This is a genomic window from Pseudomonas sp. B3(2017), assembly GCF_002113595.1.
Lineage (GTDB): Bacteria > Pseudomonadota > Gammaproteobacteria > Pseudomonadales > Pseudomonadaceae > Aquipseudomonas > Aquipseudomonas ekonensis.
In genome coordinates this window covers 25,854-52,209 of sequence record NZ_NEIU01000019.1, presented here as the reverse complement: position 1 = coordinate 52,209, position 26,356 = coordinate 25,854, and the positions used below count along the sequence as shown (strand labels likewise).

At 64.3% G+C, this 26,356-nt stretch carries 21 protein-coding genes; 6 read left to right on the top strand and 15 right to left on the bottom strand.

Annotation, left to right across the window (positions count from 1 at the left end):
- Positions 1 to 37: 37 nt before the first annotated feature.
- The 7 genes from CAG33_RS23260 to CAG33_RS23225 all read right to left on the bottom strand — a co-directional run bounded on the left by CAG33_RS23260 (position 38) and on the right by CAG33_RS23225 (position 8,470).
- Positions 38 to 271 (bottom strand): hypothetical protein, encoded by a 234-nt coding sequence (locus CAG33_RS23260; RefSeq protein ID WP_003226592.1) that lies wholly within the window; start codon positions 269 to 271, stop codon positions 38 to 40.
- 106 nt (positions 272 to 377) lie between these two features.
- On the bottom strand, positions 378 to 902 hold the full coding sequence (locus tag CAG33_RS23255; RefSeq protein ID WP_085584561.1) for a DUF6586 family protein: 525 nt from the start codon (positions 900 to 902) through the stop codon (positions 378 to 380).
- Positions 903 to 1,062: 160 nt separating this feature from the next.
- Positions 1,063 to 3,693, bottom strand: coding sequence for a type I DNA topoisomerase (topA, locus tag CAG33_RS23250; protein WP_085584563.1), 2,631 nt, complete (start codon positions 3,691 to 3,693; stop codon positions 1,063 to 1,065).
- Positions 3,694 to 3,807: 114 nt separating this feature from the next.
- Positions 3,808 to 4,044 carry a DUF1653 domain-containing protein gene (locus CAG33_RS23245; protein WP_085584565.1) on the bottom strand — a complete coding sequence of 79 codons (237 nt, stop codon included), beginning with the start codon at positions 4,042 to 4,044 and terminating at the stop codon, positions 3,808 to 3,810.
- A gap of 96 nt (positions 4,045 to 4,140) precedes the next feature.
- Positions 4,141 to 5,316, bottom strand: coding sequence for an acetyl-CoA C-acyltransferase FadA (gene fadA, locus CAG33_RS23240; RefSeq protein WP_085640671.1), 1,176 nt, complete (start codon positions 5,314 to 5,316; stop codon positions 4,141 to 4,143).
- A gap of 30 nt (positions 5,317 to 5,346) precedes the next feature.
- Positions 5,347 to 7,494, bottom strand: a complete 2,148-nt coding sequence (fadB, locus tag CAG33_RS23235; RefSeq protein ID WP_085584569.1) for a fatty acid oxidation complex subunit alpha FadB — start codon at positions 7,492 to 7,494, stop codon at positions 5,347 to 5,349.
- 538 nt (positions 7,495 to 8,032) lie between these two features.
- Positions 8,033 to 8,470 (bottom strand): hypothetical protein, encoded by a 438-nt coding sequence (locus CAG33_RS23225; RefSeq protein ID WP_085630804.1) that lies wholly within the window; start codon positions 8,468 to 8,470, stop codon positions 8,033 to 8,035.
- A 102-nt stretch (positions 8,471 to 8,572) separates the two neighbouring features.
- On the opposite strand from CAG33_RS23225, the gene CAG33_RS23220 reads away from it, so the two are divergent.
- On the top strand, positions 8,573 to 9,010 hold the full coding sequence (locus CAG33_RS23220) for a universal stress protein (RefSeq protein WP_085584573.1): 438 nt from the start codon (positions 8,573 to 8,575) through the stop codon (positions 9,008 to 9,010).
- A gap of 80 nt (positions 9,011 to 9,090) precedes the next feature.
- Here CAG33_RS23220 and CAG33_RS23215 read toward each other — a convergent pair whose 3' ends face one another.
- Positions 9,091 to 11,013: an ATP-binding cassette domain-containing protein gene (locus CAG33_RS23215; protein ID WP_085584644.1), complete on the bottom strand. Its 1,923-nt coding sequence runs from the start codon at positions 11,011 to 11,013 to the stop codon at positions 9,091 to 9,093.
- Between the two features lie 215 nt (positions 11,014 to 11,228).
- On the opposite strand from CAG33_RS23215, the gene CAG33_RS23210 reads away from it, so the two are divergent.
- Positions 11,229 to 13,157, top strand: a complete 1,929-nt coding sequence (locus CAG33_RS23210; protein ID WP_085640669.1) for a transglycosylase SLT domain-containing protein — start codon at positions 11,229 to 11,231, stop codon at positions 13,155 to 13,157.
- A gap of 80 nt (positions 13,158 to 13,237) precedes the next feature.
- On the opposite strand, the gene CAG33_RS23205 is transcribed toward CAG33_RS23210, so the two are convergent.
- Positions 13,238 to 15,031 carry an ABC transporter transmembrane domain-containing protein gene (locus tag CAG33_RS23205; RefSeq protein WP_170930073.1) on the bottom strand — a complete coding sequence of 598 codons (1,794 nt, stop codon included), beginning with the start codon at positions 15,029 to 15,031 and terminating at the stop codon, positions 13,238 to 13,240.
- A gap of 259 nt (positions 15,032 to 15,290) precedes the next feature.
- On the opposite strand from CAG33_RS23205, the gene CAG33_RS23200 reads away from it, so the two are divergent.
- On the top strand, positions 15,291 to 15,470 hold the full coding sequence (locus tag CAG33_RS23200) for a PA1571 family protein (protein WP_085584577.1): 180 nt from the start codon (positions 15,291 to 15,293) through the stop codon (positions 15,468 to 15,470).
- Positions 15,471 to 15,643: 173 nt separating this feature from the next.
- On the opposite strand, the gene pdxB is transcribed toward CAG33_RS23200, so the two are convergent.
- A complete protein-coding gene (gene pdxB, locus CAG33_RS23195) occupies positions 15,644 to 16,786 on the bottom strand; it encodes a 4-phosphoerythronate dehydrogenase PdxB (protein WP_085640667.1) in 1,143 nt (380 codons plus the stop codon).
- A 188-nt stretch (positions 16,787 to 16,974) separates the two neighbouring features.
- On the opposite strand from pdxB, the gene CAG33_RS23190 reads away from it, so the two are divergent.
- Positions 16,975 to 18,384 carry an MATE family efflux transporter gene (locus CAG33_RS23190; RefSeq protein ID WP_085584581.1) on the top strand — a complete coding sequence of 470 codons (1,410 nt, stop codon included), beginning with the start codon at positions 16,975 to 16,977 and terminating at the stop codon, positions 18,382 to 18,384.
- A 137-nt stretch (positions 18,385 to 18,521) separates the two neighbouring features.
- Here the strand turns inward: CAG33_RS23190 and tusA are convergent, their stop codons facing one another.
- Positions 18,522 to 18,773: a sulfurtransferase TusA gene (gene tusA, locus CAG33_RS23185; protein WP_085584583.1), complete on the bottom strand. Its 252-nt coding sequence runs from the start codon at positions 18,771 to 18,773 to the stop codon at positions 18,522 to 18,524.
- 106 nt (positions 18,774 to 18,879) lie between these two features.
- Positions 18,880 to 19,956: a 23S rRNA (cytidine(2498)-2'-O)-methyltransferase RlmM gene (gene rlmM / locus CAG33_RS23180; protein WP_085584585.1), complete on the bottom strand. Its 1,077-nt coding sequence runs from the start codon at positions 19,954 to 19,956 to the stop codon at positions 18,880 to 18,882.
- 210 nt (positions 19,957 to 20,166) lie between these two features.
- Here rlmM and acnA point away from each other — a divergent pair, with 210 nt between their 5' ends.
- Positions 20,167 to 22,908: an aconitate hydratase AcnA gene (acnA, locus tag CAG33_RS23175; RefSeq protein ID WP_085630812.1), complete on the top strand. Its 2,742-nt coding sequence runs from the start codon at positions 20,167 to 20,169 to the stop codon at positions 22,906 to 22,908.
- A 324-nt stretch (positions 22,909 to 23,232) separates the two neighbouring features.
- On the opposite strand, the gene CAG33_RS23170 is transcribed toward acnA, so the two are convergent.
- Entirely contained in the window at positions 23,233 to 24,048 is an 816-nt protein-coding gene (locus tag CAG33_RS23170; protein WP_085630859.1) for an aminoglycoside phosphotransferase family protein, read from the bottom strand.
- Positions 24,041 to 24,529: an SRPBCC family protein gene (locus tag CAG33_RS23165; protein ID WP_085584589.1), complete on the bottom strand. Its 489-nt coding sequence runs from the start codon at positions 24,527 to 24,529 to the stop codon at positions 24,041 to 24,043. Before CAG33_RS23165 ends, CAG33_RS23170 begins: the two co-directional genes overlap by 8 nt.
- Positions 24,530 to 24,653: 124 nt before the next feature.
- Here CAG33_RS23165 and CAG33_RS23160 point away from each other — a divergent pair, with 124 nt between their 5' ends.
- The gene (locus CAG33_RS23160; protein WP_085584591.1) at positions 24,654 to 25,058 is read left to right on the top strand and encodes a lysozyme inhibitor LprI family protein; all 405 of its coding nucleotides are present in this window, start codon (positions 24,654 to 24,656) and stop codon (positions 25,056 to 25,058) included.
- A gap of 170 nt (positions 25,059 to 25,228) precedes the next feature.
- Here CAG33_RS23160 and peaD read toward each other — a convergent pair whose 3' ends face one another.
- Positions 25,229 to 26,347 (bottom strand): quinohemoprotein amine dehydrogenase subunit beta, encoded by a 1,119-nt coding sequence (gene peaD / locus CAG33_RS23155; RefSeq protein WP_085584593.1) that lies wholly within the window; start codon positions 26,345 to 26,347, stop codon positions 25,229 to 25,231.
- Positions 26,348 to 26,356: the final 9 nt, after the last annotated feature.

The following is a 26,356-nucleotide window of genomic DNA, read 5'->3' as shown; positions in this document are numbered from 1 at the left end:
GGGCCTCTCCAGGGACAGAGAAGCCCGACCGACGGGATCAATGCAGAACCCGTGGCCCTTCCTCTTTGTCGAACTCGCCTTCGACCATGCGACCTGCCATCTGGACACCGACGCTGAGCATCGCCTTGGCGATTTCCACGTGCTGACCCTGAAGGAACGCCTTGGCATCCTCGGAGAAATCCAGAGTCACCAGGGAGCCTTCATCTTCGGCCCTGCGCAGTTCGATTCGGCCGTCTGGTAACTCGACAATCTCTAGAAAGGACGTTGGCATATGGGTCTGTTCTCCACGAAAGGCAGCGATTATATAGAGATCGTCAAGGCTTCGCTCGGGATCTTGACCAGCAGCATGTTGGCTGCCACCCGTGCCCCGCAGCCCGTCAGCACTCGTTCAGTCCTTCGCGGAAGCGAATCGCCAATTCCTTGAGATTCTGCCGCCAGGCTTCCAACTCTTCCCGGCCCAGCTCTGCAGGCGCCTCTTCCTCATCCAGGTTAACCGCCTGAATCAACGGCTGCGTCACATCCCCCTTGGGCTTGTGCGGCACCCGAGGCGGCTGGAACATGGCCGAATGCGCAGCCAGCAGCTTCGCCAGCCAGGTTTCCGGATTGCCCGCCAGCTCGATCATCTCGGCCAGTTCCGGAATCGCGATCGACTCCAGCACATCGCGGTTCAGCAACGCTTCCGCCCGTGACGCACCTGCCTGCGGCAGCCGGTAGAAACCGGCGATCTCATGGCAGAGCCCCAGCAACGCACCGTACAGGTGAAACAGCGCCGACTCGCGCCCGGCCTGGATCAACGCCAACGCGTTCATGGCCCGCCCTTCTTCGGCCCTGGCCAAGGCCTCCAGCGACAAACCGGCAAAATAGATTTTCTGGTTGGTACGGGTATAGAGCTCATGTGCCATGCCGGCAGTCCCCACATCGAAATGATTGCGTCACACAGGTCGGACAGTGTCATGGATCATCCGATGCGTCCGCAAGCACAAAACAGAAAGGCCGGATGAAACCTTGGGTTCCATCCGGCCTTTGCGTTCAGATCGCCGACAATGCCGGGCTATTGCCCGATCAAGCCTTGGCTTTCGCCGGGCGCTTGTCTTCGACCGTCCACTTGCCGCCGTCGTAGTACGCCTTCCAGCCGGTCGGCTTGCTGTCCACTTCGGACTGCACGTACTGCTCCTTGGTCTTGCGGCTGTAACGGATCACCGTCGGCAGGCCGTCAGGGTCTTTCTGCGGCGCTTCGCACAGGAAGTGGTACTTCGGATCGATCTCGTCCTTGTGCGGCAGGATCTCAAGCACCAGCGGCGCGCGCGTCTCGCGGTTCTTCGGGAACTGGCTGGCGGCCAGGAACAGACCGGAAGCACCGTCGCGCAGGATGTAGGTATCATCGACCTTTTCGCACTTGAGCTCAGGCATCTTCACCGGGTCCATCTTCGGCGGCGCCGCGTCACCGCTCTTGAGCAGCTTGCGGGTGTTCTTGCAGGTCGCATTGGTGCAACCGAAGAACTTGCCGAAACGACCGGTCTTGAGCTGCATCTCGCTGCCGCACTTGTCGCATTCCAGGCTCGGGCCTTCATAGCCCTTGATGCGGTAGCTGCCCTCTTCGATCTCGTAGCCGGCGCAATCCGGGTTGTTGCCGCAGATGTGCAGCTTGCGCTTCTCGTCGAGCAGGTAGGCGTCCATCGCTGTGCTGCAGATCGGGCAGCGATGCTTGCCGCGCAGCACCAGGGACTCCGATTCGCCCTCGTCGTCCGCCGCGATTTCGTCGCCCGGCACCAGGTTGACGGTGGCCTTGCAGCGTTCCTTCGGCGGCAGGCTGTAGCCCGAGCAGCCGAGGAACACACCCGTGGACGCAGTACGGATCTGCATCGGACGGCCGCAGGTCTGGCACGGAATGTCGGTCATCACGGGCTGGTTGGCGCGCATGCCGCTGTCCGGGTTCTCTGCCACCTCAAGCTTCTTCTTGAAGTCGCCGTAGAACTCGTCCAGCACGTTCTTCCAGTCGCGCTCACCTTCGGCCACGTCGTCGAGGTTCTCTTCCATGCCGGCGGTGAAACCGTAGTCCATGAGGTTCGAGAAGCTCTCCGAGAGACGTTCGGTGACGATGTCGCCCATTTTTTCCGAATAGAAACGACGGTTATGCAGGGTCACGTAACCGCGATCCTGAATGGTCGAAATGATCGCCGCATAAGTCGACGGACGGCCGATGCCGCGCTTTTCCATTTCCTTGACCAGGCTGGCTTCCGAATAGCGGGCCGGCGGCTTGGTGAAGTGCTGGGACGGATCGAGCTTGATCAGCTTCATCGCGTCGCCTTGAGCCATGTCCGGCAGCACGTCGTCATCGCCGGGCTTGGCGATCTGCGGCAGGACCCGGGTGTAGCCGTCGAACTTGAGGATGCGGCCCTTGGCGCGCAGCTCGAAGTCGCCGGCCGCCACGCTGACGGTGGTCGACAGGTACTGCGCCGGAAGCATCTGGCAGGCCAGGAACTGGCGCCAGATCAGCTCGTAGAGGCGCTCGGCGTCGCGCTCCATGCCCGACAGCTTGCTCGGTACGGTGTTGGCATCGGACGGACGGATCGCTTCGTGAGCCTCCTGGGCGCCTTCCTTGCTGCTGTAGACGTTCGGCGACTCCGGCAGGTACTTCTTGCCGAACTCGCTTTCGATGTAGGTGCGCGCCATCGCCACGGCATCGGCCGACAGGTTGGTGGAGTCGGTACGCATATAGGTGATGTAGCCGGCCTCATACAAGCGCTGAGCCATCATCATGGTCTTCTTCACGCCGAAGCCCAGGCGGTTGCTCGCGGCCTGCTGCAGGGTGGAGGTGATGAACGGCGCCGACGGCTTGCTGCTGGTCGGCTTGTCTTCGCGCTTGACGATGCTGTAGCTGGACGCCTTGAGCTTCTCCAGCGCGGCTAGGGTCTGGGCCTCGTTCAGCGGCTTGAAGGCTTCACCCTTTTCGCGGGCCACTTCGAAGCGCACGGTGGAGCCCTTGGCGGTGCCGAGGTCAGCGTGCACCTCCCAGTACTCTTCCGGGTTGAAGGCACGGATCTCACGCTCGCGCTCGACCACCAGCTTCACCGCCACCGACTGCACGCGGCCGGCGGACAGGCCACGGGCGATCTTGGCCCACAGCAGCGGCGAAACCATGTAGCCGACGACGCGGTCGAGGAAACGGCGGGCCTGCTGGGCATTGACGCGGTCGATGTCGAGCTCGCCCGGCTCCGAGAAGGCGTCCTGGATCGCCTTCTTGGTGATTTCGTTGAACACCACGCGCTTGTAGCGGCTGTCGTCACCGCCGATGGCTTCGCGCAGGTGCCAGGCAATGGCTTCCCCTTCGCGGTCCAAGTCCGTCGCCAGATAGATGGTGTCGGCGTCCTTGGCGAGGCGGCGCAGCTCTTCGATGACCTTTTCCTTGCCCGGAAGGATCTCGTACTTGGCTTTCCAGCCGTGGTCGGGATCCACACCCATGCGCGAAACCAGCTGCTTGCGCGCCTTTTCCTTCGGCGACAGCGCGGGGGCCTCGCCGGCGGCGGCCTTGCCGCGCTTGGCGGCAGGCTCCTTGGTGGCGCTAGCCGAACCGCTGGTGGGCAGGTCTCGGATATGGCCGATACTCGACTTCACCACGTATTGGTTGCCCAGATACTTGTTGATGGTCTTGGCCTTAGCCGGGGATTCCACAATGACCAGCGATTTGCCCATGGATCGGAAAATTCCTGAATTCTAGAAGTGAAAGGCGGTTGGCGCCTGACGCGGCACCGCTATATATAGTGGCTACAAGGTGAGGTCAAGCGCAGGGTTCTGCGCGCACTCGCCTCACGGCCCGGTAAAAATGCTCGGTTCGGCCTGCACCAAAGCAAAGCGTGGCACCTGCTCGCCGTCAACCTCGACGGACTCCAGAAACATGCTCAAGGGACGTACCCAGAAGCCGTAATCGCCATACAGGGCTTGGTAAAAGACCACTTCCTCTTCGGTCTCGGAATGCCGCGCGACACTGAATACGCGGTACTGCGGACCTTTGTAATGCTGGTACAGCCCAGGTTGTATCGGCATGCTTCGGCCCTCACTCAAATCTTTTCAAAATAAAAACAAAAAAACCGCAAAAACAAAAACCGGGGCACTGGGCCCCGGCTTCCGTCGACGAGTCGCTTAAACGCGTTCGAAGACGGTGGAGATGCCTTGGCCAAGACCAATGCACATGGTGGCCACCCCGAAGGTGCCGCCATTCTGCTTCATCACGTTGAGCAAGGTGCCGGAAATCCGTGCACCGGAGCAACCGAACGGGTGACCCAGGGCGATCGCGCCGCCGTGCAGGTTAACCTTCTCGTTCATCTTGTCGAGCACTTTCAGGTCTTTGAGCACTGGCAGGGCCTGTGCCGCGAACGCTTCGTTGAGCTCGAAGAAGTCGATGTCATTGATGCCCAGGCCCGCACGCTTCAGGGCTTTCTGCGTGGCCGGCACCGGGCCGTAGCCCATGATCGCCGGGTCCACGCCCGCCACCGCCATCGAACGGATCACCGCCATCGGCTGGATGCCCAGGTCCTGTGCGCGCTGCGCCGACATCACGATCATGCACGAGGCACCGTCGGTGATCTGCGACGAAGTGCCCGCCGTCACGGTGCCGCCCTTCGGGTTGAAGGCCGGCTTCAGGGTCGCCAGGCTTTCCAGGGTGGTTTCCGGACGAATGGTTTCGTCGTAGTCGAAGGTTTTCAGGAAACCGTTCTCGTCGTAGCCCTGCATCGGGATGATCTCATCCTTGAACTTGCCCTCAACGGTCGCCTTGTGGGCGAGCTGGTGGGAGCGCAGGCCGAAGGCGTCCTGCTGCTCACGGGTGATGCCGTGCATCTTGCCGAGCATTTCGGCCGTCAGGCCCATCATGCCCGACGCCTTGGCCGCGTACAGCGACATGTGCGGGTTCGGATCGACGCCGTGCATCATGCTCACGTGACCCATATGCTCGACGCCGCCCACCACGAACACGTTACCGTTGCCGGTCATGATCGCTTGCGCTGCGGTGTGCAGGGCGCTCATCGACGAACCGCACAGGCGGCTGACGGTCTGGCCGGCCGAGGTGTGCGGGATCTGGGTCATCAGCGACGCCATGCGCGCGATGTTCCAGCCTTGCTCCAGGGTCTGGTTCACGCAGCCCCAGATCACGTCCTCGACTTCCGCCGGGTCGACCTTGGTGTTGCGTTCCAGCAGTTTGCTGATCAGGTGCGCCGACATGTCTTCGGCGCGGGTGTTGCGGTGCATGCCGCCCTTGGAGCGGCCCATCGGAGTACGACCGAAGTCGACGATCACGACGTCTCTAGGATTCAAGCTCATACGTTCACTCTCACTCTAGTTTGGGGGCGCTTAACCGAAGAAGCTCTGGCCGTTCTTGGCCATTTCGCGCAGCTTCGCGGTCGGGTGGTACAGCGCGCCCAAGTCAGCGTACTGGTCGGCCAGGGCAACGAACTCGGCAACACCGATCGAATCGATGTAGCGCAGCGCACCGCCACGGAATGGAGGGAAACCGATGCCGTAGACCAGGCCCATATCGGCTTCGGCGGCGGTTTCGACGATGCCGTCTTCCAGGCAACGAACGGTTTCCAGGCACAGCGGGATCATCATCCAGTTGATGATGTCTTCGTCGGTGACTTCGCGCTGCTCGTAGACGATCGGCTTGAGCACTTCGAGCACCGACGGGTCGGCGACCTTCTTCTGCTTGCCTTTCTTGTCGGCCTCGTAGGCGTAGAAGCCCTTGCCGTTCTTCTGGCCCAGGCGCTTGGCTTCGTACAGCACGTCCACAGCCGAACGACGGTCGTCCTTCATACGGTCAGGGAAGCCGTCAGCCATCACGTCACGGCCGTGGTGGCCGGTGTCGATGCCGACCACGTCCATCAGGTAGGCCGGGCCCATCGGCCAGCCGAACTTTTCCATGACCTTGTCGATGCGCACGAAGTCCACGCCGGCGCTGACCAGCTTGGCGAAACCGCCGAAGTACGGGAACAGCACGCGGTTGACCAGGAAGCCCGGGCAGTCGTTGACGACGATCGGGTTCTTGCCCATTTTCTTGGCGTAGGCAACGGTGGTGGCGACGGCCAGCTCGCTGGACTTCTCGCCACGGATCACTTCCACCAGCGGCATCATGTGCACCGGGTTGAAGAAGTGCATGCCGACGAAGTTTTCCGGACGCTTGAGGGCCTTGGCCAGCAGGCTGATGGAAATGGTCGAGGTGTTGGACGCCAGGATGGTGTCCTCCTTGACCTGGTCTTCCACTTCGGCCAGCACGGCTTGCTTGACTTTCGGGTTCTCGACGACCGCTTCGACCACCAGATCGACGTGGCCGAAATCGCCGTAGGACAGCGTAGGACGGATGCCGTTGAGCACTTCAGCCATCTTCGCTGCGGTCATGCGGCCCTTGTCGACGCGGCTCACCAGCAGCTTGGCCGCTTCGGCCAGACCTTGCTCGATGCCGTGCTCGTTGATGTCCTTCATCAGGATCGGCGTGCCTTTGGAGGCCGACTGATAGGCGATGCCGCCACCCATGATGCCGGCGCCCAATACGGCGGCCTGCTTCACGTCCTGGGCGATCTCATCGTAGGCCTTGGCCTTTTTCTTCAGTTCCTGATCGTTCAGGAACAGGCCGATCAGGCTCTGCGCAGCGGAGGTTTTGGCCAGTTTGACGAAGCCGGCGGCTTCGACTTCCAGGGCCTTGTCGCGACCGAAGTTCGCGGCTTTCTGGATGGTCTTGATCGCTTCGACCGGGGCCGGGTAGTTCGGACCGGCCTGACCGGCCACGAAACCCTTGGCGGTTTCGAAAGCCATCATCTGCTCGATGGCGTTGAGCTTGAGCTTGTCCAGCTTCGGCTGACGCTTGGCCTTGAAGTCGAACTCGCCGGAGATGGCGCGCTTGATCAGTTGCACAGCGGCGTCGTGCAGCTTCTCGGGAGCGACCACCGCGTCGACGGCGCCGACCTTCAGCGCGTCTTCAGGACGGTTTTCCTTGCCGGCGGCGATCCACTCGATGGCGTTGTCGGCACCGATCAGGCGCGGCAGGCGCACGGTGCCGCCGAAGCCCGGGTAGATGCCCAGCTTGACTTCCGGCAGACCGATCTTGGCCTTGGTGGACATGACGCGGTAATCGGCCGCCAGGCACATTTCCAGACCGCCGCCCAAGGCGATGCCGTTGATCGCGGCCACGGTCGGCACGTTGAGGTCTTCGAAATCGCTGAAGATCTTGTTGGCTTCGAGATTGCCAGCAACCAGCTCGGCATCCGGCAGCTTGAAGTTGTCGACAAATTCGGTGATGTCGGCGCCGACGATGAAGACGTCCTTGCCACTGCTGACGATCACGCCCTTGATCGAAGCATCTGCCTTGATGGTGTCCACGGCCTGACGCAGTTCGTTCAGGGTAAGACGGTTGAACTTGTTGACGGACTCACCCTTGAGGTCGAAATTCAATTCGACGATGCCACTTTCAAGAGCTTTAACCGTGATGGCTTTACCTTCGTAAATCATCAACTGATCTCCACGATATGGAAGCTGAACAGTACACGTCGGACGCAGGCAACCGGCTCGCAGGACGTTTTTTTCGTCGATGCTGACGCCAATCCACCCGGCACACCCGCCAACGCGATAGTCGGGAATCTGTAGGAGCAGTCTGCAATACAAACGCTCAATTCATACGCCCGTTTGATTTGGGTACGCCACATTCACGGAATTTCCGACAATTGTCAATCGCCCGAAATACCGGTTCAAACGCGACCTTACGGTCATTTCCGTAGGACACAGGCCACCGCTCACGGTTGCATGTGAGTACATTCATAAGATCAATCATTAGAAAAGTCGCCCTAATTCCCGGCGAGCCCCGCACAACGGGCTACGCTCTCGGGAGGACGCAGGAAAACAGCCGCATCCAGGCGAACGAACAGGATCGCGCTACGCCCCAGAAGATTTTCCGGCCTGCCTGGCCAACCCCGCCCGATGAATCATGTCGGGCTTTTTATTGCGCGTCTGCCGGACGTTTCGCACCGTTGCGGCACGAAACGTCCCTGGATCACGCCAGCGCTTTCAGCGTGGCGTCTATGTCCTGCAAGACGCTGGCCTCGCCTTTCTCGCCCCAATACAGGGCGATCATCTGCTTATCTGCCTCGACCTTGAAGACATTGGCCGGCAACTTCAGGAAATGATCGAGCAGCGCCGGGTCTTCGCAGGCCTCCTGCCACTGATTGACCCAGACCCCGGCAGACTTCTGCCAGTAGGCCCAGCACGCAGGCCGGCTGCCGCGCCGCGGCCGGTGGTACTGCGCGCACGGGCTCGGCGGCTCCTGCGACAGCCAGTGCGGCCATTCCTGGGGCGCCAACTGCATGGCCAGGCCCAGGCGCCGCGCCTCCATGCGCAGGGCCATGCGGCCGCTCTGCACACGTGACGGGCGCAACCATGCCAGCGGACTCAACACCACCAGCAGGATTGACACCACCAGCCAGACCGTCATATCTCTACTCCCGTTTTTGGATGAGCCCATTGCTTCAGTTCGGAACCAATGCGCTTGAAACCAGCCATACTTAACACTATCGAATCCTCTGGAGGCGCCACCATGCCCTACCACCACATCCTGGTCGCCGTCGACCTGACCGAAGAATGCGACCCCGTGATCCACCGCGCCCGCGAGCTGTCGGTGAGCAACGGCGCCAAGCTGTCGCTGGTGCACATCGTCGAGCCGATGGCCATGGCCTTCGGCGGTGACGTGCCGATGGATCTGTCACAACTGCAACAGCAGCAGTTCGACCAGGCCAAGGAACGCCTGGAGCGCCTCAAGCACAAGTACAGCGAGCTGGAAAGCGCCAACTGCCACCTGACCTACGGCCAGCCGCGCCAGGAAATCCACCATTTCGCCAAAGAGCAGGAATGCGACCTGATCGTGGTCGGCAGCCATGGCCGGCACGGCCTGGCGCTGCTGTTGGGTTCGACCGCCAACGATGTGCTGCACGGCGCGCCGTGCGATGTGCTGGCGGTGCACCTGATCAAGCGCTGAGTTTCTCTCCAGCGTCCAACCCGGATGCGAAAAGCCCGGCGCCCATCACTGGACGCCGGGCTTTTCCGTCTGCGGGGCGGTCAGGCCTCCAGTTCGGCCCAACGCTCCACCAGGGCGTCCAGCTCCGCCTGCAGGCGCTCCAGCGACGCCAGCACTTCAGCTGTCTCCGCCGGCGGACGCTGGTAGAAGCCGGCTTCGGCCATTTCGGCCTCCACGGCGGCGATCTGCTGCTCCTTGGCGTCGATGTCGCCCGGCAGCGCTTCCAACTCGCGCTGCAGCTTGTAGCTCAGTTTCTTCTTCGCGGCCGGTGCCTCGGCCACCGGGGCCGCCACCGGCGCAGGCTCGGCCTTGACCACCGCCGAGTTCAGGTCGGCCTTGCCCGACTTGCTCTCGGTCACGCCCAGCAGGCGCGGCGAGCCGCCCTGGCGAATCCAGTCCTGGTAACCGCCGACGTACTCGCGCACCTTGCCCTCACCTTCGAACACCAGGGTGCTGGTGACGACGTTGTCGAGGAACGCCCGGTCGTGGCTGACCATCAGCACGGTGCCGCTGAAGGTCAGCAGCACCTCTTCGAGCAGTTCGAGGGTTTCCACGTCGAGGTCGTTGGTCGGTTCGTCGAGCACCAGCAGGTTGGCCGGCTTGCTGAACAGCTTGGCCAGCAGCAGGCGCGCACGCTCGCCGCCGGACAAGGCCTTGACCGGAGTGCGCGCACGCTGCGGGCTGAACAGGAAGTCGCCGAGGTAGCTCAGCACATGGCGGCTCTGGCCGTCGATCTCGATGAAGTCGCGGCCTTCGGCGACGTTGTCGATCACGGTCTTTTCCAGATCCAGCTGATGGCGCAACTGGTCGAAATAGGCCACATCGATCTTGGTGCCTTCCTCGACCGTGCCGCTGCTCGGTTGCAGGCCGCCGAGCATCAGTTTGAGCAAGGTGGTCTTGCCGGTGCCGTTGGCGCCCAGCAGGCCGATGCGGTCGCCGCGCTGCAGCACCATCGAGAAGTCGCGGACCAGGAACGGGCCGCCCGGGTGGGCGAAGCTGACGTTCTCCAGCACCATCACCTGCTTGCCAGACTTCTCGGCGGTCTCCAGCTGGATGTTGGCCTTGCCGGTGCGTTCGCGGCGCTCGCTGCGCTCCACCCGCAAGGCCTTCAGGGCACGTACGCGGCCTTCGTTGCGGGTGCGGCGGGCCTTGATGCCTTGGCGGATCCAGACTTCTTCCTGGGCCAGGCGCTTGTCGAACAAGGCGTTGGCGGTCTCTTCCGCCGCCAGCACGGCTTCCTTGTGAACGAGGAAGCTGGCGTAGTCGCCGTTCCAGTCGATCAGCCCGCCGCGGTCCAGCTCAAGGATGCGGGTGGCGAGGTTCTGCAGGAAGGAACGGTCGTGGGTGATGAACAGCACCGCGCCCTGGAAGTCCTTCAGCGCCTCTTCGAGCCAGGCGATCGCGCCGATGTCCAGGTGGTTGGTCGGTTCGTCGAGCAGCAGCAGGTCCGGCTCGGACACCAGCGCCTGCGCCAGCAGCACACGGCGACGCCAGCCGCCGGACAGCTCGGCGAGGGTCTTGTCAGCCGGCAGCTGCAGACGGCTCAGGGTGCTGTCGACCAGGGTCTGCAGGCGCCAGCCGTCACGGGCTTCGAGGTCGTGCTGGACGTGCATAAGCTTTTCCAGATCGGCGTCGGTGACGATGTTCTGGCTCAGGTGGTGGTACTCGGCCAGCAGCGCGCCGACGCCGTCGAGGCCTTCGGCCACCACGTCGAACACCGTCCGTTCGTCGGCCACCGGCAATTCCTGCGGCAATTCGCCGATCTTCAGACCGGGTGCACGCCATACCGCGCCGTCGTCAGGCTTCTGGTCGCCCTTGACCAGTTTCATCATGCTGGACTTGCCGGTGCCGTTGCGGCCGATGATGCAGACCCGCTCACCACGGGCGATCTGCCAGGACACCTTGTCCAACAACGGCATGGCGCCGAACGCAAGGGACACATCGCTGAATTTGAGCAGGGTCATGAGCTTCTCCAAAAACCGGGCGCGCATTCTACCTGAATCGGGGCTCCAGCAGGCCGGCAATTTCACCGTCGAAGCACTCTGCATAACATTTGTTGCGATCTTGCGGCTCAAGCCCGGCAAAGCTTTCGCCGCCTGCTGGCAAAAGGCTAAGCTACAGACAATTCAGCGCCGGTCCTTGCCGGCGCTTGTCCTGTTTTCATGTGCCCGGATGTCTCATGCGCAGTCGCCTTTTCAGTGTCTTGTCCTGCTTGCTGCTTTCCGCCGCTGCCGCCCAGTCCGCCCAGGCGGTGGATCTGTCCACCCAACGCCAGTACTACGATGAGGCCAAGCGCGCCTTGGCCAAGGGCGATACCGGCCCGTACTTCCGCTACAGCCAGGCCCTGGCCGATTATCCGCTGGAACCCTACCTGGCCTACGACGAACTCACCGCCCGGCTGAAGACCGCGAGCAACGCCGAGATCGAGAAATTCCTCGCCGAGCACGGCGACCTGCCCCAGGCCAACTGGATGAAGCTGCGCTGGTTGCGCTGGCTGGCCGAACGCGATGACTGGGCGACCTTCGTCAAGTACTACGACCCGAAACTCAATTTCACCGAACTGGACTGCCTGAACGCGCAGTACCAGATCAGCCACAACAAGAAGGCCGAGGGCTATGCCAACGCCGAGAAACTGTGGCTGACCGGCAAGTCCCAGCCCGCCGCCTGCGACGCGCTGTTCGGCATGTGGGCCGCCGAAGGCCAGTTGACCGAGCAGAAGCGCTGGGAACGGGCGAAACTCGCCGCCCAGCACCGCAATTACCCGCTGGCCAACAGCCTGGTCAACGGCCTGACCACCCTCGCCCCGCGCGGCCGCCTGCTGGTGGACGTGGCGCAGAAGCCCGAATTGCTCAACCAGCCTTCGCGCTTCATTCCTGCCGATGAGCCGATGTCCGACGTGGTCAGCCTCGGCCTGCGCCGCCTCGCCCGCCAGGATCCGGACAAGGCCATGGCCCTGCTCGACGGCTACGCCAGCAGCATGCATTTCTCCCGCGACGAAAAGGTCGCGATCGCCCGGGAAATCGGCCTGACCCTCGCCCGCCGCTTCGACAGCCGCGCCCTGGACGTGATGACCCAGTACGATCCGGAACTGCGCGACAACACCGTGTCGGAGTGGCGCCTGCGCCTGCTGCTGCGCCTGGCCCGCTGGAACGACGCCTACCAGCTGACCCGCCGCCTGCCGCAGGACCTGGCCACCACCAACCGCTGGCGCTACTGGCAGGCCCGTAGCCTGGAACTGGCGCAACCGCAGAACCCGGAAGCCCAGGCCCTGTACAAGAACCTGGCCCGCGAGCGGGACTTCTACGGTTTCCTCGCCGCCGACCGTTCCCAGTCGCCCTACTCGCTGGTCAACAAGCCGCTGGTGCTCAGCCAGGCGACCATCAACAAGGTGCGCAATACCCCGGGCGTGCGCCGGGCACTGGAATTCCACGCCCGCGGGCAGATCGTCGACGGACGGCGCGAGTGGTATCACGTCAGCCGCCATTTCAGCCGCGACGAAATGGTCGCCCAGGCCAAGCTGGCCTACGACCTGAAATGGTACTTCCCGGCGATCCGCACCATCAGCCAGGCCCAATACTGGGACGACCTGGACATCCGTTTCCCGATGGCCCACCGCAACACGCTGGTGCGCGAAGCCAAGGTGCGCGGCCTGCATTCGAGCTGGGTGTTCGCCATCACCCGCCAGGAAAGCGCCTTCATGGACGACGCCCGCTCGAGCGTCGGCGCCAGCGGCCTGATGCAACTGATGCCCGGCACCGCCAAGGAAACCGCACGCAAGTTCAGCATCCCGCTGGCTTCGCCGCAGCAGGTGCTCGACCCGGACAAGAACATCCAGCTCGGCGCCGCCTACCTCAGCCAGGTGCACAGCCAGTTCAACGGCAACCGCGTGCTCGCCTCCGCCGCCTACAACGCCGGCCCCGGCCGCGTACGCCAATGGCTGCGCGGTGCCGACCACCTGAGCTTCGATGTCTGGGTCGAAAGCATCCCGTTCGACGAAACCCGTCAGTATGTGCAGAACGTGCTGTCTTATTCGGTGATCTACGGCCAGAAGCTCAATTCGCCGCAACCGCTAGTGGATTGGCACGAGCGCTACTTTGACGATCTGTGAGCCGAAGCTGCAATCCCGTGAAATGAAAATGCCCGCATCCGATGCGGGCATTTTTCATGGCGTCCTACCGAGCCGTTGGGTCAGTCGGTTACCGGGGCAGTCGAATCAAGAACACCATCGCTGAACTGCAGCGCCGCCAACCGCGCATACAGCGGATTGCCGGCGATCAGTTCCTGGTGCGTGCCGATCGCGACCAATTTGCCCTGATCCAGCACGGCGATCCGGTCGGCGTTTTTCACTGTGGCCAGCCGGTGGGCGATCACCAGTGTGGTGCGGTTGCGCATCAGGCTCGGCAGCGCCTGCTGGATCAGGTGTTCGCTCTGGGCGTCGAGGGCGCTGGTAGCTTCATCCAGCAGCAGGATCGGCGCATCCACCAGCAATGCACGGGCGATGGCCAGCCGTTGGCGCTGGCCACCGGACAGGCCCAGCCCGCCGTCGCCCAGGTGCGTGCGGTAGCCCTCGGGCATCCGCTCGATGAAGTCGTGGGCGTGGGCGATCCGGGCGGCCTCCCTGACTTGCTCCGGTGTCGCGTCGGGACAGCCGTAGCGGATGTTGTCCTCGACGCTGCCGAAGAACAGCGCCGGGCTCTGCGACACCAGCGCGAAGCAGCGGCGCAGGTCCAAGGGATCCAGACTTGTGAGCGGCACGCCATCGATCAGGATCCGGCCAGCGTCAGGGTCGTAGAAACGCAGCAGCAGGTCATACACCGTGGACTTGCCGGCGCCCGACGGCCCCACCAGCGCCAGGGTCTCCCCCGCCCTGACCGTCAGGCTCAAGCCGTCGACGGCGAAGCTGTCGGGACGCGAGGGGTAGGAAAACCGCACATCCTGCAAGGCCAGTTCACCCTTGACCCGCTCCGGCAACGTCACCAGGCCGTTGGCCGGCGGCTGGATGATGTTCTCCGAGCGCAGCAGCTCGGCGATGCGCTCGGCGGCACCGGCCGCCCGCTGCAACTCACCGATCACCTCGCTCAATGTGCCGAAGGCGCTGCCGACGATCAGGCTGTAGAACACGAACGCCGCCAGCTCGCCGGCGGAGATGCGCCCGGCGATCACGTCCATGCCGCCCACCCACAGCATCACCGCCACGGCCCCCAGCACCAGCACGATCACCAGGGTGATCAGCCACGCCCGCTGGAAGATCCGCTTGCGCGCCGTGTCGAACGCCTGCTCGACGGTGGCGGCGAAGCGCTGTTCGTCCTGCACCTGGTGGTTGTAGGCCTGCACGGTCTTGATCTGGCCCAGGGTCTCGGACACGTAGCTGCCGATGTCGGCGATCCGGTCCTGGCTCAGGCGCGACAGGTTGCGCACCCGTCGGCCGAAGATCAGGATCGGCGCAATCACCAGCGGCAAGGCGATCACCACGATGCTGGTGAGCTTGGGGTTGGTGATGAACAACAGCACGATCCCGCCCAGCACCATCAGCAGATTGCGCAGGAACAGCGACAGCGACGAGCCGATCACCGATTGCAGCAGCGTGGTGTCGGCGGTCAGCCGGGACTGGATCTCCGAGCTGCGGTTGTTTTCGTAGAAGCCCGGGTGCAGGTAGACCAGATGGTTGAACACCTGCCGGCGGATGTCGGCCACGCAGCGCTCGCCGATCCACGACACCAGGTAGAACCGGGCGAACGTGCCCACGGCCAGCCCGAGCACCAGCAGCATGAACAGGCCGATGGACTGGTTGAGCAGGTGCGGCGACTGGGTCATGAACCCTTGGTCGACCAGCAGGCGGCTGCCCTGCCCCATCGACAGGGTGATGCCGGCGGTGACGATCAGCGCCAGCAAGGCGCCGAACGCCTGCCAGCGGTACGGCGCCAGGAACCGGTTGGCCAGGCGCAGGGCCCGGCGGTGTCGCGGGGAAAGCATCGGGATCATTCGGGTTCACGTCTTGTGCAGGTGAATGGGATCAGCCTACACGCTGAAATGGGGTGGAACTGTGCGAATCACAACGAGTCAGGTTAATTATGACCGTCACGACTAGAGGCTAGACGCTATTGGTCTAATCTCACGGTTGAGACACACCGCCATTTCTGTTTGAGTGGAGATGCCGTCCCGGACAGACCGCAGGGAGTTGTCACAGCCTGGTCACCTGACGGTTTTACCCTAGGCACACAACCTGATGAGGAGACAGGCCATGTCCTTGCAAAACAGCAGCGACGACAAGATTCAAGTGATCCGCACCAAGCCCGGTCAAGCTCTGGGTTGCTCGATCATCGATGAGGACGGCCGCGAAGTGCCGATCACCGAAGAGATGATCCAGAAGGCCTGCCGCGAACTGGATCAGCGATTGGTCAAGCCTGCCGAACAAAAGTGATGTCGCCAACGTCTTCCTGACCCGGCCCTGATGGCCGGGTTTTTTATGCCTGCCGGCCAAGGGCCGCGACGCACTCACTGACGCCATCGCCAGCGGCCTGGCTCCCACATCGGTTGCGGCGCAGACCGACACGGTGGGAGCCAGCCTGCTGGCGATGAAGCCGCCCCGGTTCATCAGACCGCCACAGCCCCCAGCGCCGCCACGATCTGCCGCAGGGCCGGGGACTCCCCCTCGATCCTGACCTTGAGCCCTTCGATCTCGCGCCGCACCGGATACCCCTTGCGCAACGCATCGAACGCCGCCCGCTGCGCGCCGACATCGTCCACCAGGCTGCGCCGGAAGTCCGCATCGTCCCGGCGCGGGTCGTACACGCCGCGGCACAGCGCCGCCAAGGCCCAGGCCGGGTCGGTGTCGGCATGCAGGGTCATCTGGGCCAGCCACGGCGCCGGCAGCAAGTCTTCGAGACGGATGCTGGCCGGATGACCGATGACGTCGCAGTAGGCCTGGTAGATCTGCGCGGTGCCGCGCTGCTTGCCGTCGAGGCTGTAGCCGGCGATGTGCGGCGTCGCCAGCACGCAGAGGTCGGCCAGCGCCAAGTCCACCTCGGGCTCGGCCTCCCAGACGTCGAGCACCGCTTGAAGGTCTTCGCGGGCCAGCAGCACCTCGCGCAGTGCGGCGTTGTCGATCACCGGGCCGCGGGCCGCGTTGATCAGCCAGGCGCCGGGCTTGAGCCGCTGCAGACGCCCGCGGTCGAACAGGTGCCAGGTCGCGTCGTCGCCGGTGCGGGTCAACGGGGTGTGCAGGCTGATCACGTCGCACTGCTCGATGATCTGCTCAAGGCTCACGTAATCGCCGCCTTCGGCGGCCTGGCGCGGCGGGTCGCAGACCTTCACGCTCCAGCCCAGGCCTTTGAGCACCTTGACCAAACGCCCGCCGACTTGGCCGGCGCCCACCACGCCATAGGTGCGCCGGCTCAGGTCCGCGCCTTCGATGTCGGCGAGGGTCAGCAGGCTGCCGAGCACGTAGTCGACCACGCCCCGGGCGTTGCAGCCGGGGGCGCTGGACCAGGCGATGCCGGCTTCGGCGAAGTAGTCGAGATCCAGATGATCGGTGCCGATGGTGCACGTGCCGACAAAGCGCACGTGGCTGCCTTCGAGCAGGGCCCGGTCGACGTTCGTCACCGAACGCACCAGCAGGACATCGGCCTGTTCGACCGTGGCGCGGTCGATGGCCCGGCCCGGCACCCGGCGGATCTCGCCGAAACCGGCAAAGAACGCATCGAGCAGCGGGATGTTTTCGTCGGCGACAATCAGCATGGCAGGGGCTCCTTGGGCGGATCGGCAGTGTAGGCGCTGACACTGCGATGAGCCAGCGGACATTGCGCGCCCTGAGCCCTCCCGCCCCATGCCGCGATTACAAATCCCCAACACGGGATTTTTCCTGACCGATGCGTCAGCAGCGTAGAATGCGCCGCCCTGCGCATCAACCCTTGGACGCTTTGCCTGTGAACTCCGTGACCCAACGCCCCGCCGCCGTTTCCCCCGACCGCCCCGCCCGGATCCGTCTGGAGCTCAAGAGCCTGCTCGGCCTGGCCCTGCCGATCATCATCGCGCAACTGGCGACCACCGCCATGGGCTTCGTCGATGCGGTGATGGCCGGCCGCGTCGGGCCCCGGGACCTGGCGGCCGTGGCCCTGGGCAACTCGATCTGGGTGCCGGTGTTCCTGCTGATGACCGGCACCTTGCTGGCGACCACCCCGAAAGTCGCCCAGCGCTTCGGCGCCGGCACCCACGGCGAAATCGGTCCGCTGGTGCGCCAGGCGCTGTGGCTGGCGCTGGCGGTGGGGCTGATGGCGACCGCGATGCTGGTCTGCGCCGAGCCGATCCTGCACCTGATGAAGGTCGATCCGGAGCTGATCGGCCCCTGCATGCAATACCTGCACGGCATCGCCAGCGGCCTGCCGGCGGTGGCGCTCTACCATGTGCTGCGCTGCTTCAGCGACGGCCTGGGCCGCACCCGCCCGGCGATGGTGCTGGGCCTGTGCGGCCTGGCGCTGAACATTCCGCTGAACTACGTGTTCATCTACGGCCATTTCGGCATGCCGGCCATGGGCGGCGTCGGCTGCGGTTGGGCCACGGCGATCGTGATGTGGGTGATGGCGCTGGGCCTGGCCGGTTACGAGCGCTGGGCGCCCGCCTACAAATCCAGCGAACTGTTCAGCCGTTTCGACTGGCCGCAATGGGCCGTAATCAAGCGCCTGCTGGCCATCGGCCTGCCGATCGGCATCGCCGTGTTCGCCGAGTCGAGCATCTTCGCCGTGATCGCCCTGCTGATCGGCAGCCTGGGTGCCACGGTGGTGGCCGGGCACCAGATCGCGCTCAACGTCAGCTCGCTGGTGTTCATGATCCCGTATTCGCTGGGGATGGCCGTGACCGTGCGGGTCGGTCAGGCCCTGGGGCGCGGGGAGCCGCGTGAGGCGCGCTTCGCCGCCGGGGTCGGCATGGGCAGCGCGCTGGCCTACGCGTGCCTCTCGGCGAGCATGATGCTGTTGCTGCGCGAGCCGATCGCGGCGATCTACACCGCCGACCCGACGGTGATCCACATCGCGGCGATGCTGATCGTGTATTCGGCGCTGTTCCAGTTCTCCGACGCGATCCAGGTCACCGCCGCCGGGGCGCTGCGCGGCTACCAGGACACCCGGGTGACGATGATCCTGACCCTGTTCGCCTACTGGGGCATCGGCCTGCCGGTGGGTTACGCCCTGGGCCTGACCGACTGGCTCGGCGAGCCCCGTGGCCCGAGCGGCCTGTGGCAGGGCCTGATCGTCGGCCTGAGCTGCGCGGCGCTGATGCTGTCGGTGCGGCTGATCCGCAGCGCCCGCAAGCGCATTCGCACCGGCCATCCGGCGGGCTGAGGCCCGTTCAGCCGAAACAAAAAACTGTGGGAGCCCGCCTGCCGGCGATGGCGGCAAGTCAGTCAACTTGATGTTGAACCGACTGCCTCATCGCCAGCGGGCTGGCTCCCACAGTGGGTTTTGAGCCCTTACCGGGTTCAGCCTTGCTTCTTGCGGATCCAGTACAGGTAGGTGCCGGCCTCTTCGTGCTGGGCCACCAGTTCGTGGTCGAGGAACGTGCAGAACTTGGGGATGTCGCGGCGGGTCGAGGGATCCGTGGCGATCACCTTGAGCAGGCCGCCGGGCACCAGGTCGCGGATGTGCTGGTGCAGCATCATCACCGGTTCCGGGCAATTGAGGCCGGTGGCGTCGAGGGTGCCGTCCACCGGGGTATCGATCATTTCACTCATGGTTCACTCCTGAAGCAGGCCGGCATTGTCGCGCATTGCCGGGCGCGTGGCGAGCGAGCGCCCCCCCGCCGGGCGGCAAAGGCCCTCGCCACCGTGTTCATTTCCGTCATCCGCGGGATTTGGACTTTTTCGTGTCGTGCCGGCGCAAGTGGCAGGTAACTTCCTCGCGGTCGTGGTACAGCTGCTTGCAGCCGATGTCGACCTTGACGCCCCGGGCCTTGAAACCGTCGGCGATGCGTTCGAGCAGGCGTTTGACTTCGGCGTAGCGCTGCTTCATCGGCAGCTTGAGGTTGACCACCGCTTCCCGGCAGTGGCCCTCGCCGACCCATTCCTCGAGCATCGCTGCGTTGCGGGCCGGTTTTTCGACGATGTCGCAGACCATCCAGTCCACCGGCTGCTTGGGCTTGAAGGTGAAGCCGTCGGCCATCAGGTGCTGCACCAGGCCGGTGTCCATCAGGCTTTGCGCCATCGGGCCGTTGTCGATGGCCGTCACCAGCATGCCCCGGTTCACCAGTTGCCAGGTCCAGCCGCCCGGCGCGGCACCCAGGTCGACGCCGGTCATGTCGCTGTGCAGGCGCTCTTCCCATTGGTCACGCGGGATGAAGTGGTGCCAGGCCTCCTCCAGCTTCAGGGTCGAGCGGCTCGGCGCCTCCCGGGGAAACTTCAGGCGCGGAATGCCCATCGGCCACATCGCCGAGTTGCCGGCGTCGGCCAGGCCGAGGAACACTTCGCGGCCGCTCTTGAAGGTCAGCAGCAGGCGCGGCTTGCCGGCGTCGTCCACCAGCTTGCCGGCGCCGGTCAGCGCCTTGCGCAGAGGGGCCTCGAATTTCTTGCAGAAGTTCGACAGCTCCTTGCCGTCGTTGGTGTCGAGCACTTCCAGCCACAGGCTGCCGCACACCGGAAACTCGGCCATATGCGCGAGGATCACGCTGATGCGGTCGGTTTCCGGCAGATCGATGAAGACACCGCGGGCCCATTGGCGCGGGAAGATCAATTCGGCGAAGCGTTGGCCACGCATCAGCCGCTCGGCGCCGTCGGCTTCGCTGCACACGAACTCGGCGCAGGCGCTGGACGGCTTGGCCTTGGCGTAGCCGGCCACGTTCAGCCGGGCGGCGAGGTCGGAAATCTCGGAGCAGACTTCGCCTTCGAAGCCTGGCCGGCAGTGCATGAATAGGGTGTTCATTGAATCTCCTGGGCAACTGGCAATGGGTCGATGCGCAAACTTGCCCTGTAGCAAAGCCTGTCACGAAAACCGGCGCATGATAGCCGAGTTCGGAACCTTGGTTCTGTCTATAGAGTCGAGTGATTAGCCAGCTACCGGAAACGGGGCTAGGTTTAAAGCTCAGTTCGTCCCCTCAATCCGTAGCCGTGCGGATTCAAAGGAGTGATCGCAATGCCGTCCCTCGATAGCCTGAACACCCTCAAGACCCTGCCGGTCGACAGCAAGACCTATCACTATTTCAGCCTGCCGGAGGCCGCCAAAAGCCTGGGCGACATCGACAGGCTGCCGATGTCGCTCAAGGTGCTGCTGGAAAACCTGCTGCGCTGGGAGGACGGCAAGACCGTCACCGGCGCCGACCTCAAGGCGATCGCCGCCTGGCTCAAGGAGCGCCGCTCCGACCGTGAGATCCAGTACCGCCCTGCCCGTGTGCTGATGCAGGACTTCACCGGCGTGCCCGCCGTGGTCGACCTGGCGGCGATGCGCGCCGCCGTGGCCAAGGCCGGCGGCGACCCGCAGCGGATCAATCCGCTGTCGCCGGTGGACCTGGTGATCGACCACTCGGTGATGGTGGACAAGTTCGCCACCGCCAGCGCCTTCGAACAGAACGTCGACATCGAAATGCAGCGCAACGGCGAACGCTATGCGTTCCTGCGCTGGGGCCAGAGCGCCTTCGACAACTTCAGCGTGGTGCCGCCGGGCACCGGGATCTGCCATCAGGTCAATCTCGAATACCTGGGACGCACGGTGTGGACCCGGGACGAGGACGGCCGCACGTATGCCTTCCCGGACACGCTGGTCGGCACCGACTCCCACACCACCATGATCAACGGTCTGGGCGTGCTCGGCTGGGGCGTCGGCGGGATCGAGGCGGAAGCGGCGATGCTCGGCCAGCCGGTGTCGATGCTGATCCCGGAGGTCATCGGCTTCAAGCTCACCGGCAAGCTCAAGGAAGGCATCACCGCCACCGACCTGGTGCTGACCGTGACCCAGATGCTGCGCAAGAAAGGCGTGGTCGGCAAATTCGTCGAGTTCTACGGCGACGGCCTCGCCGACCTGCCGCTGGCCGACCGTGCGACCATCGCCAACATGGCCCCGGAATACGGCGCCACATGCGGATTCTTCCCGGTCGATGACGTCACGCTGGACTACCTGCGACTGTCCGGCCGCCCCGCTGAGGTGGTCAAACTGGTCGAGGCCTATACCAAGGCCCAGGGCCTGTGGCGCCTGCCCGGCCAGGAGCCGCTGTTCACCGACAGCCTGGCGTTGGACATGGGCAGCGTCGAAGCCAGCCTCGCAGGTCCCAAACGGCCGCAGGACCGGGTGGCGCTGCCCGATGTCGGCCAGGCGTTCAGCGACTTCCTCGATCTGCAGTTCAAGCCCGCCAGCAAAGACGAAGGCCGCCTCGAAAGCGAGGGCGGCGGCGGTGTGGCGGTGGGCAACGCCGACATGGCCGGCGAAACCGATTACGAGTACGAGGGCAGTACCTATCGCCTGAAAAACGGTGCGGTGGTGATCGCCGCGATCACCTCCTGCACCAACACCTCCAACCCCAGCGTGATGATGGCCGCCGGCCTGCTGGCGAAAAAAGCCGTGGAAAAGGGCCTGACCCGCAAGCCGTGGGTCAAGAGCTCGCTGGCGCCGGGCTCCAAGGTGGTCACCGACTATTACCGGGCGGCGGGACTGACGAAGTACCTCGACCAGCTCGGCTTCTCGCTGGTCGGCTATGGCTGCACCACGTGCATCGGCAACTCGGGACCGCTGCCGGAGCCGATCGAGAAAGCCATCCAGCAGGCCGACCTGACCGTGGCGTCGGTGCTGTCCGGCAACCGCAACTTCGAGGGCCGTGTGCATCCGCTGGTGAAGACCAACTGGCTGGCCTCGCCGCCGCTGGTGGTCGCCTATGCCCTGGCCGGCAGCGTGCGCACCGACATCAGCCGCGAGCCGTTGGGCGAAGACGCGCAAGGCCGTCCGGTGTACCTGCGCGACATCTGGCCCAGCAGCCAGGAGATCGCCGACGCGGTGAACCAGGTCAACACCGCGATGTTCCACAAGGAGTACGCCGAGGTGTTCGCCGGCGACGAGCAGTGGCAAGCCATCCAGGTCCCGCAGGCCGCGACCTACGTCTGGCAGGCGGACTCGACCTACATCCAGCACCCGCCGTTCTTCGACGACGTCGCAGGCCCCCTGCCGGCGATCGGCGATGTCCGGGGCGCGCGGATCCTGGCGCTGCTGGGCGATTCGGTGACCACCGACCACATCTCCCCTGCCGGCAACATCAAGGCCGACAGCCCGGCCGGGCGTTACCTGCGCGAGCTGGGCGTGGAGCCGCGGGACTTCAACTCCTACGGCTCTCGCCGGGGCAACCACGAAGTGATGATGCGCGGCACCTTCGCCAACATCCGGATCCGCAACGAAATGCTCGGCGGCGAGGAAGGCGGCAACACGCTGTACATCCCCACCGGCGAAAAACTGGCGATCTACGACGCGGCGATGCGCTATCAGGCGTCGGGCACGCCGCTGGTGGTGATCGCCGGCCAAGAGTACGGCACAGGCTCCAGCCGTGACTGGGCAGCCAAGGGCACCAATCTGTTGGGCGTGAAGGCCGTGATCGCCGAGAGCTTCGAACGCATCCACCGCTCCAACCTGGTGGGCATGGGCGTATTGCCGTTGCAGTTCAAGCTGGATCAGAACCGCAAGAGCCTGAACCTCACCGGTCGGGAAACCCTGGACATCCAGGGCCTGAGCGGCGCGGAACTGACGCCGCGGATGAACCTGACGCTGGTGATCACCCGGGAGGACGGGCGTCAGGAGAAGGTCGAGGTGCTGTGCCGCATCGACACCCTGAACGAGGTGGAGTACTTCAAGTCCGGCGGGATCCTGCATTACGTGCTGCGGCAGTTGATCGCGTCCTGAGGGGCGCATGCCCGTCGGACTGCGCAGCGGGCCTGCTTTATTGGCCCGCTGCGCGCGCCAACCGGAGCAAGCTCCCTTGCCACAAGGGCACTTTCCTGCAGACGAAAAAAAACCCGCCGAAGCGGGTTTTTCCCAAGACCATTATCGACTCCCTGTCGGCAGCGATCCTTGCTCATGGTCGATCATCCATGATCCTGAAACACTCCCTGTGCTTCAGTTGATGTGGCTAGATTACGCATCGGATCCAATCTGGAAAAGTCGAAAAAGCTACCAGTGCGTGTAAGACATTCGCTATAGCACCCCTTCCGAAATCCCCTACGCCTGTCAGGCTTCGAGGGCCGAAGCCGCCAACTGCGCGACTTGCAGCTGCCCGGCAGCGGCTTGGCGGTCGTCATCCTCCAGGAACCACGCGGCCGACAGGCCGGCGAACGCCAACACCCATTGCAGCAGCCGCCGGCGTTCCAGCCCCGCCGCTTCGGCGATCACCTCGACCTGCCGGCGGAAGCGTCCGGGATCGCCCGCCGTCGGCAGTTCGGGGTTGCAGATCAGGTTGGCGTAGTCGTATCCACGCTCGCCGCGCACCCGCTTGGGATCGATGGCCAGCCAGCCCCGCGGCCCGAAATCGAGCACGTTGTCGTGGTGCATGTCGCCGTGCAGCACCACCACGTCCTGCGGCTCGGCAAGCAGGGCTTCGGCGGTGCGCAGGCTCTTCACGTAAGGCCCGCCGTGGCGCTCGGCCGCCAGGCGCAGGGAGGCGAACCACGGCGCCAGCTCCACCAGCGGCGGAGGCGGCGACGGACGCGGGGCATGCAGGCGCGCCAACGCCGAACAGAGGATCCGGCTGGCCTTGTCGTCCTCGCCGTTGAGCGCCATGCGCATCAGCGAACGGCGGCCCATGGCCCGTTCCAGCAGCAGGCCGTCGCCGTGATGGGCGATCACCCGCGCTGCGCCCTCGCCGTCCCACCAGGTCATCAGCAGGTTGCCGAATTTCTCTTCGGCGTCCACGGCGACCTTGAGCATCGCCGGAGCATCGCCCTGACGCACCGGCAGCAGGCGGCTGCCGAGGGTGATGACCGGCTCGCCGTCCGGCACCAGCGCCCAGCGCCGCAGCCACGGCCCGAACACGTCGCGCTCAGCCACCTTCACGCTCGCGGGCCCGTTCGCTCTCGGTCAGGAAATGCTCCAACCGGCTCAACTGCTCTTCCCAGCCTCGGCTGTCCATGTAGTAGGCCTCCTTCTGGCGCACGTCGGGGATGTGCGCAAAGCCCGACTCGGACACCTTCAGCAGCGTGCCGTTCTCGTAGTCCTGCAGTTCGAACTTGACCAGCGTGGTCGGCTCCTGGGAATAGTCGATCTTCGGGTTCACCGCATAGGGGTGCCAGCGGAACGAAAACAGCTGCTGCGGCTCGACCCGCTCCACCAGCACGTTCCACAGCACGTGCTCATAGCCTGGGTACGTGACCTGCCCTTGCGTCCATTCGCCGGCGATGAACCGCCGGCCTTCCAGCGCCACGCCGAACCACTGGCCGAACGCTTCGGCATCGACCAGCGCGCGCCAGACATGGGGGCGCGGCGACTTGAGCGTGATCTTGCGTTCAAAGCTATTGGGTACTGGTTTCATACGTCACCTCCTGTTTTGAACACTAGGCCTGTTCGACCACATGTCCAATGCGAAGTTGTATCAAACGTCGCACCCGATGCGACTAAACTTCACAGTCCCCTTAACGCAGACAACGAGAAAATCCATGTCACCACGCCTGCTCCTGGCCCTTGCGCCACTGCTTTTCACCCCGCTCGTCCACGCGGCCGCCGATTGCGCCAACGCCAGCGACCAGTCGACCATGAACCAGTGCGCAGCGCAGGAAAACAAAGCGGCGGACAAGGAACTGAACGCGGTCTACCAGCAGATCACCGCGCGCCTGAAGGACAACCCCGACGGCAAGAAGCTGCTGGTGGGCGCCCAACGGGCGTGGATCGGCTTCCGCGATGCCGAATGCAAGTTCTCGGCGTCCGGGGTGACGGGCGGGAGCGTCTATCCGTTGATCTACAACAACTGCATCACCTCGGTGACCAAGGCGCGGACCGAGGCGCTCAAGCAGTACCTGAAATGCGAGGAAGGGGACCTGGGCTGCCCGGTGCCGGGCGCTTGATGCTTGTCTGGCCCTGATGGCCTCATCGTCGGATCGCCGCCCGGGGCAAGCCCGCTCGCACAAGGTCGGCGGCGCGAATGAAACAGCGGCCCCCACAGAGAATGCGTGAACACCTCGATTCCCTGTGGGAGCCCGCCTGCTGGCGATGGCGTCAGCGAAGACGCCGCCCCTTACCGGACAAACACCTGCGCCGTGGTGATCGCCATGTCCCCGCCCGGCAGCTTGATGCTGCCGGTCTGCTTCAGGGTCTCGGCATCGAAGATCGCCACGTCGTTGAAGGTGCCGGCCAGGTAGATCTTGCTGCCGTCCTTGTTGAACGAAATGCAGTAGTAGGAGTGATCCAGGTTCGCCGCCTGGATCAGCTTCTTCTGCTTGATGTCGTACTTGGCCAGGCGATTGAGCACGCCGAACATCAGGTTCGGATCCTTGGGCGAGCGCATGCCGCTGAAGTAGATCTCGGTCAACGGGCCGAAGTCCGTGGTTTCGGTCTTGCCGGTCTTCAGGTCGACGCTGAACAGGCCGTACAGGTAGTCGGCCGTGGCCGGATCCTGCTTCTTGTCCTTGAACTTCGCCGCCGTGTAGAGCAGCGAGAAATCATGCCGATAGGTCTGCTGGTTCCACACATAGAGCACGTCCGGCGCACTGTAGTTGGGGCGTTTCCAATGGCGGCTGGGGATCAGCACGTCGAACTTGCCGGTCTTCACGTCGACCTTGTACACGTCGGCCCCCGCCACATACAGCGTGCCGTCGTCGCCGCTCTGCATGATCGTCAGCTGCCGCGGCGCCGGGAAGCTGCGCACCGGCTTGGCGTTCATCCCGGCGTCGGTCGCGTACACGTCCAGGCGCGGCTGCTTGACCTCGTAGCGGTCGTTGAGCATCTGCGTCGGGTTGGCGATGGCGTACAGTTCCTTGCCGTCGTGGCTGACGGTGAAGGCGAACATCGAACGCGCCTTTTCCCCCGGCTGCTGGGTGATGCTGGCATGGAACACCTGTTTGCAGGTGTCCAGCGCCACGCCGTAGACATCGGCGTAATGGTTGTTCAGCACGTACGCGGTCTTGCGGTCCGGCGACAGCTGCACGGTGCCGGGGCCGAAGGCGTCGGGCATCTTGCAGGTCTTGAACAGGCTGTCGGTGGCCAGGTCGATGACGTGCAGGTTGTTGGGGTAGTTGGTGGTCAACATGTATTCGTGACCGTCTTGCAACGCCGTGTTCTCATCGGCCAGGGCGCTGAGCGAACAGGCGCTCAGGACGGCGAACGCGGCCAGGCCGCAGGCTTTGATGCTGTGCATGCTGGAATC

Excerpts from the sequence above, each read along its gene's own strand:
- CAG33_RS23260 (WP_003226592.1), bottom strand. The coding sequence starts at position 271 with ATGCCAACGTCCTTTCTAGAGATTGTCGAGTTACCAGACGGCCGAATC.
- peaD (WP_085584593.1), bottom strand. The coding sequence starts at position 26,347 with ATGCACAGCATCAAAGCCTGCGGCCTGGCCGCGTTCGCCGTCCTGAGC.
- topA (WP_085584563.1), bottom strand. The coding sequence starts at position 3,693 with ATGGGCAAATCGCTGGTCATTGTGGAATCCCCGGCTAAGGCCAAGACC.
- rlmM (WP_085584585.1), bottom strand. The coding sequence starts at position 19,956 with ATGAACACCCTATTCATGCACTGCCGGCCAGGCTTCGAAGGCGAAGTC.
- fadA (WP_085640671.1), bottom strand. The coding sequence starts at position 5,316 with ATGAGCTTGAATCCTAGAGACGTCGTGATCGTCGACTTCGGTCGTACT.
- CAG33_RS23215 (WP_085584644.1), bottom strand. The coding sequence starts at position 11,013 with ATGACCCTGCTCAAATTCAGCGATGTGTCCCTTGCGTTCGGCGCCATG.
- CAG33_RS23245 (WP_085584565.1), bottom strand. The coding sequence starts at position 4,044 with ATGCCGATACAACCTGGGCTGTACCAGCATTACAAAGGTCCGCAGTAC.
- CAG33_RS23165 (WP_085584589.1), bottom strand. The coding sequence starts at position 24,529 with ATGAAACCAGTACCCAATAGCTTTGAACGCAAGATCACGCTCAAGTCG.
- pdxB (WP_085640667.1), bottom strand. The coding sequence starts at position 16,786 with ATGCTGATTGTCGCCGACGAAAACATCCCGCTGCTCGATGCGTTCTTT.
- CAG33_RS23205 (WP_170930073.1), bottom strand. The coding sequence starts at position 15,031 with ATGATCCCGATGCTTTCCCCGCGACACCGCCGGGCCCTGCGCCTGGCC.
- CAG33_RS23225 (WP_085630804.1), bottom strand. The coding sequence starts at position 8,470 with ATGACGGTCTGGCTGGTGGTGTCAATCCTGCTGGTGGTGTTGAGTCCG.
- CAG33_RS23200 (WP_085584577.1), top strand. The coding sequence starts at position 15,291 with ATGTCCTTGCAAAACAGCAGCGACGACAAGATTCAAGTGATCCGCACC.
- tusA (WP_085584583.1), bottom strand. The coding sequence starts at position 18,773 with ATGAGTGAAATGATCGATACCCCGGTGGACGGCACCCTCGACGCCACC.
- CAG33_RS23255 (WP_085584561.1), bottom strand. The coding sequence starts at position 902 with ATGGCACATGAGCTCTATACCCGTACCAACCAGAAAATCTATTTTGCC.
- CAG33_RS23160 (WP_085584591.1), top strand. The coding sequence starts at position 24,654 with ATGTCACCACGCCTGCTCCTGGCCCTTGCGCCACTGCTTTTCACCCCG.
- fadB (WP_085584569.1), bottom strand. The coding sequence starts at position 7,494 with ATGATTTACGAAGGTAAAGCCATCACGGTTAAAGCTCTTGAAAGTGGC.
- CAG33_RS23220 (WP_085584573.1), top strand. The coding sequence starts at position 8,573 with ATGCCCTACCACCACATCCTGGTCGCCGTCGACCTGACCGAAGAATGC.
- CAG33_RS23210 (WP_085640669.1), top strand. The coding sequence starts at position 11,229 with ATGCGCAGTCGCCTTTTCAGTGTCTTGTCCTGCTTGCTGCTTTCCGCC.
- acnA (WP_085630812.1), top strand. The coding sequence starts at position 20,167 with ATGCCGTCCCTCGATAGCCTGAACACCCTCAAGACCCTGCCGGTCGAC.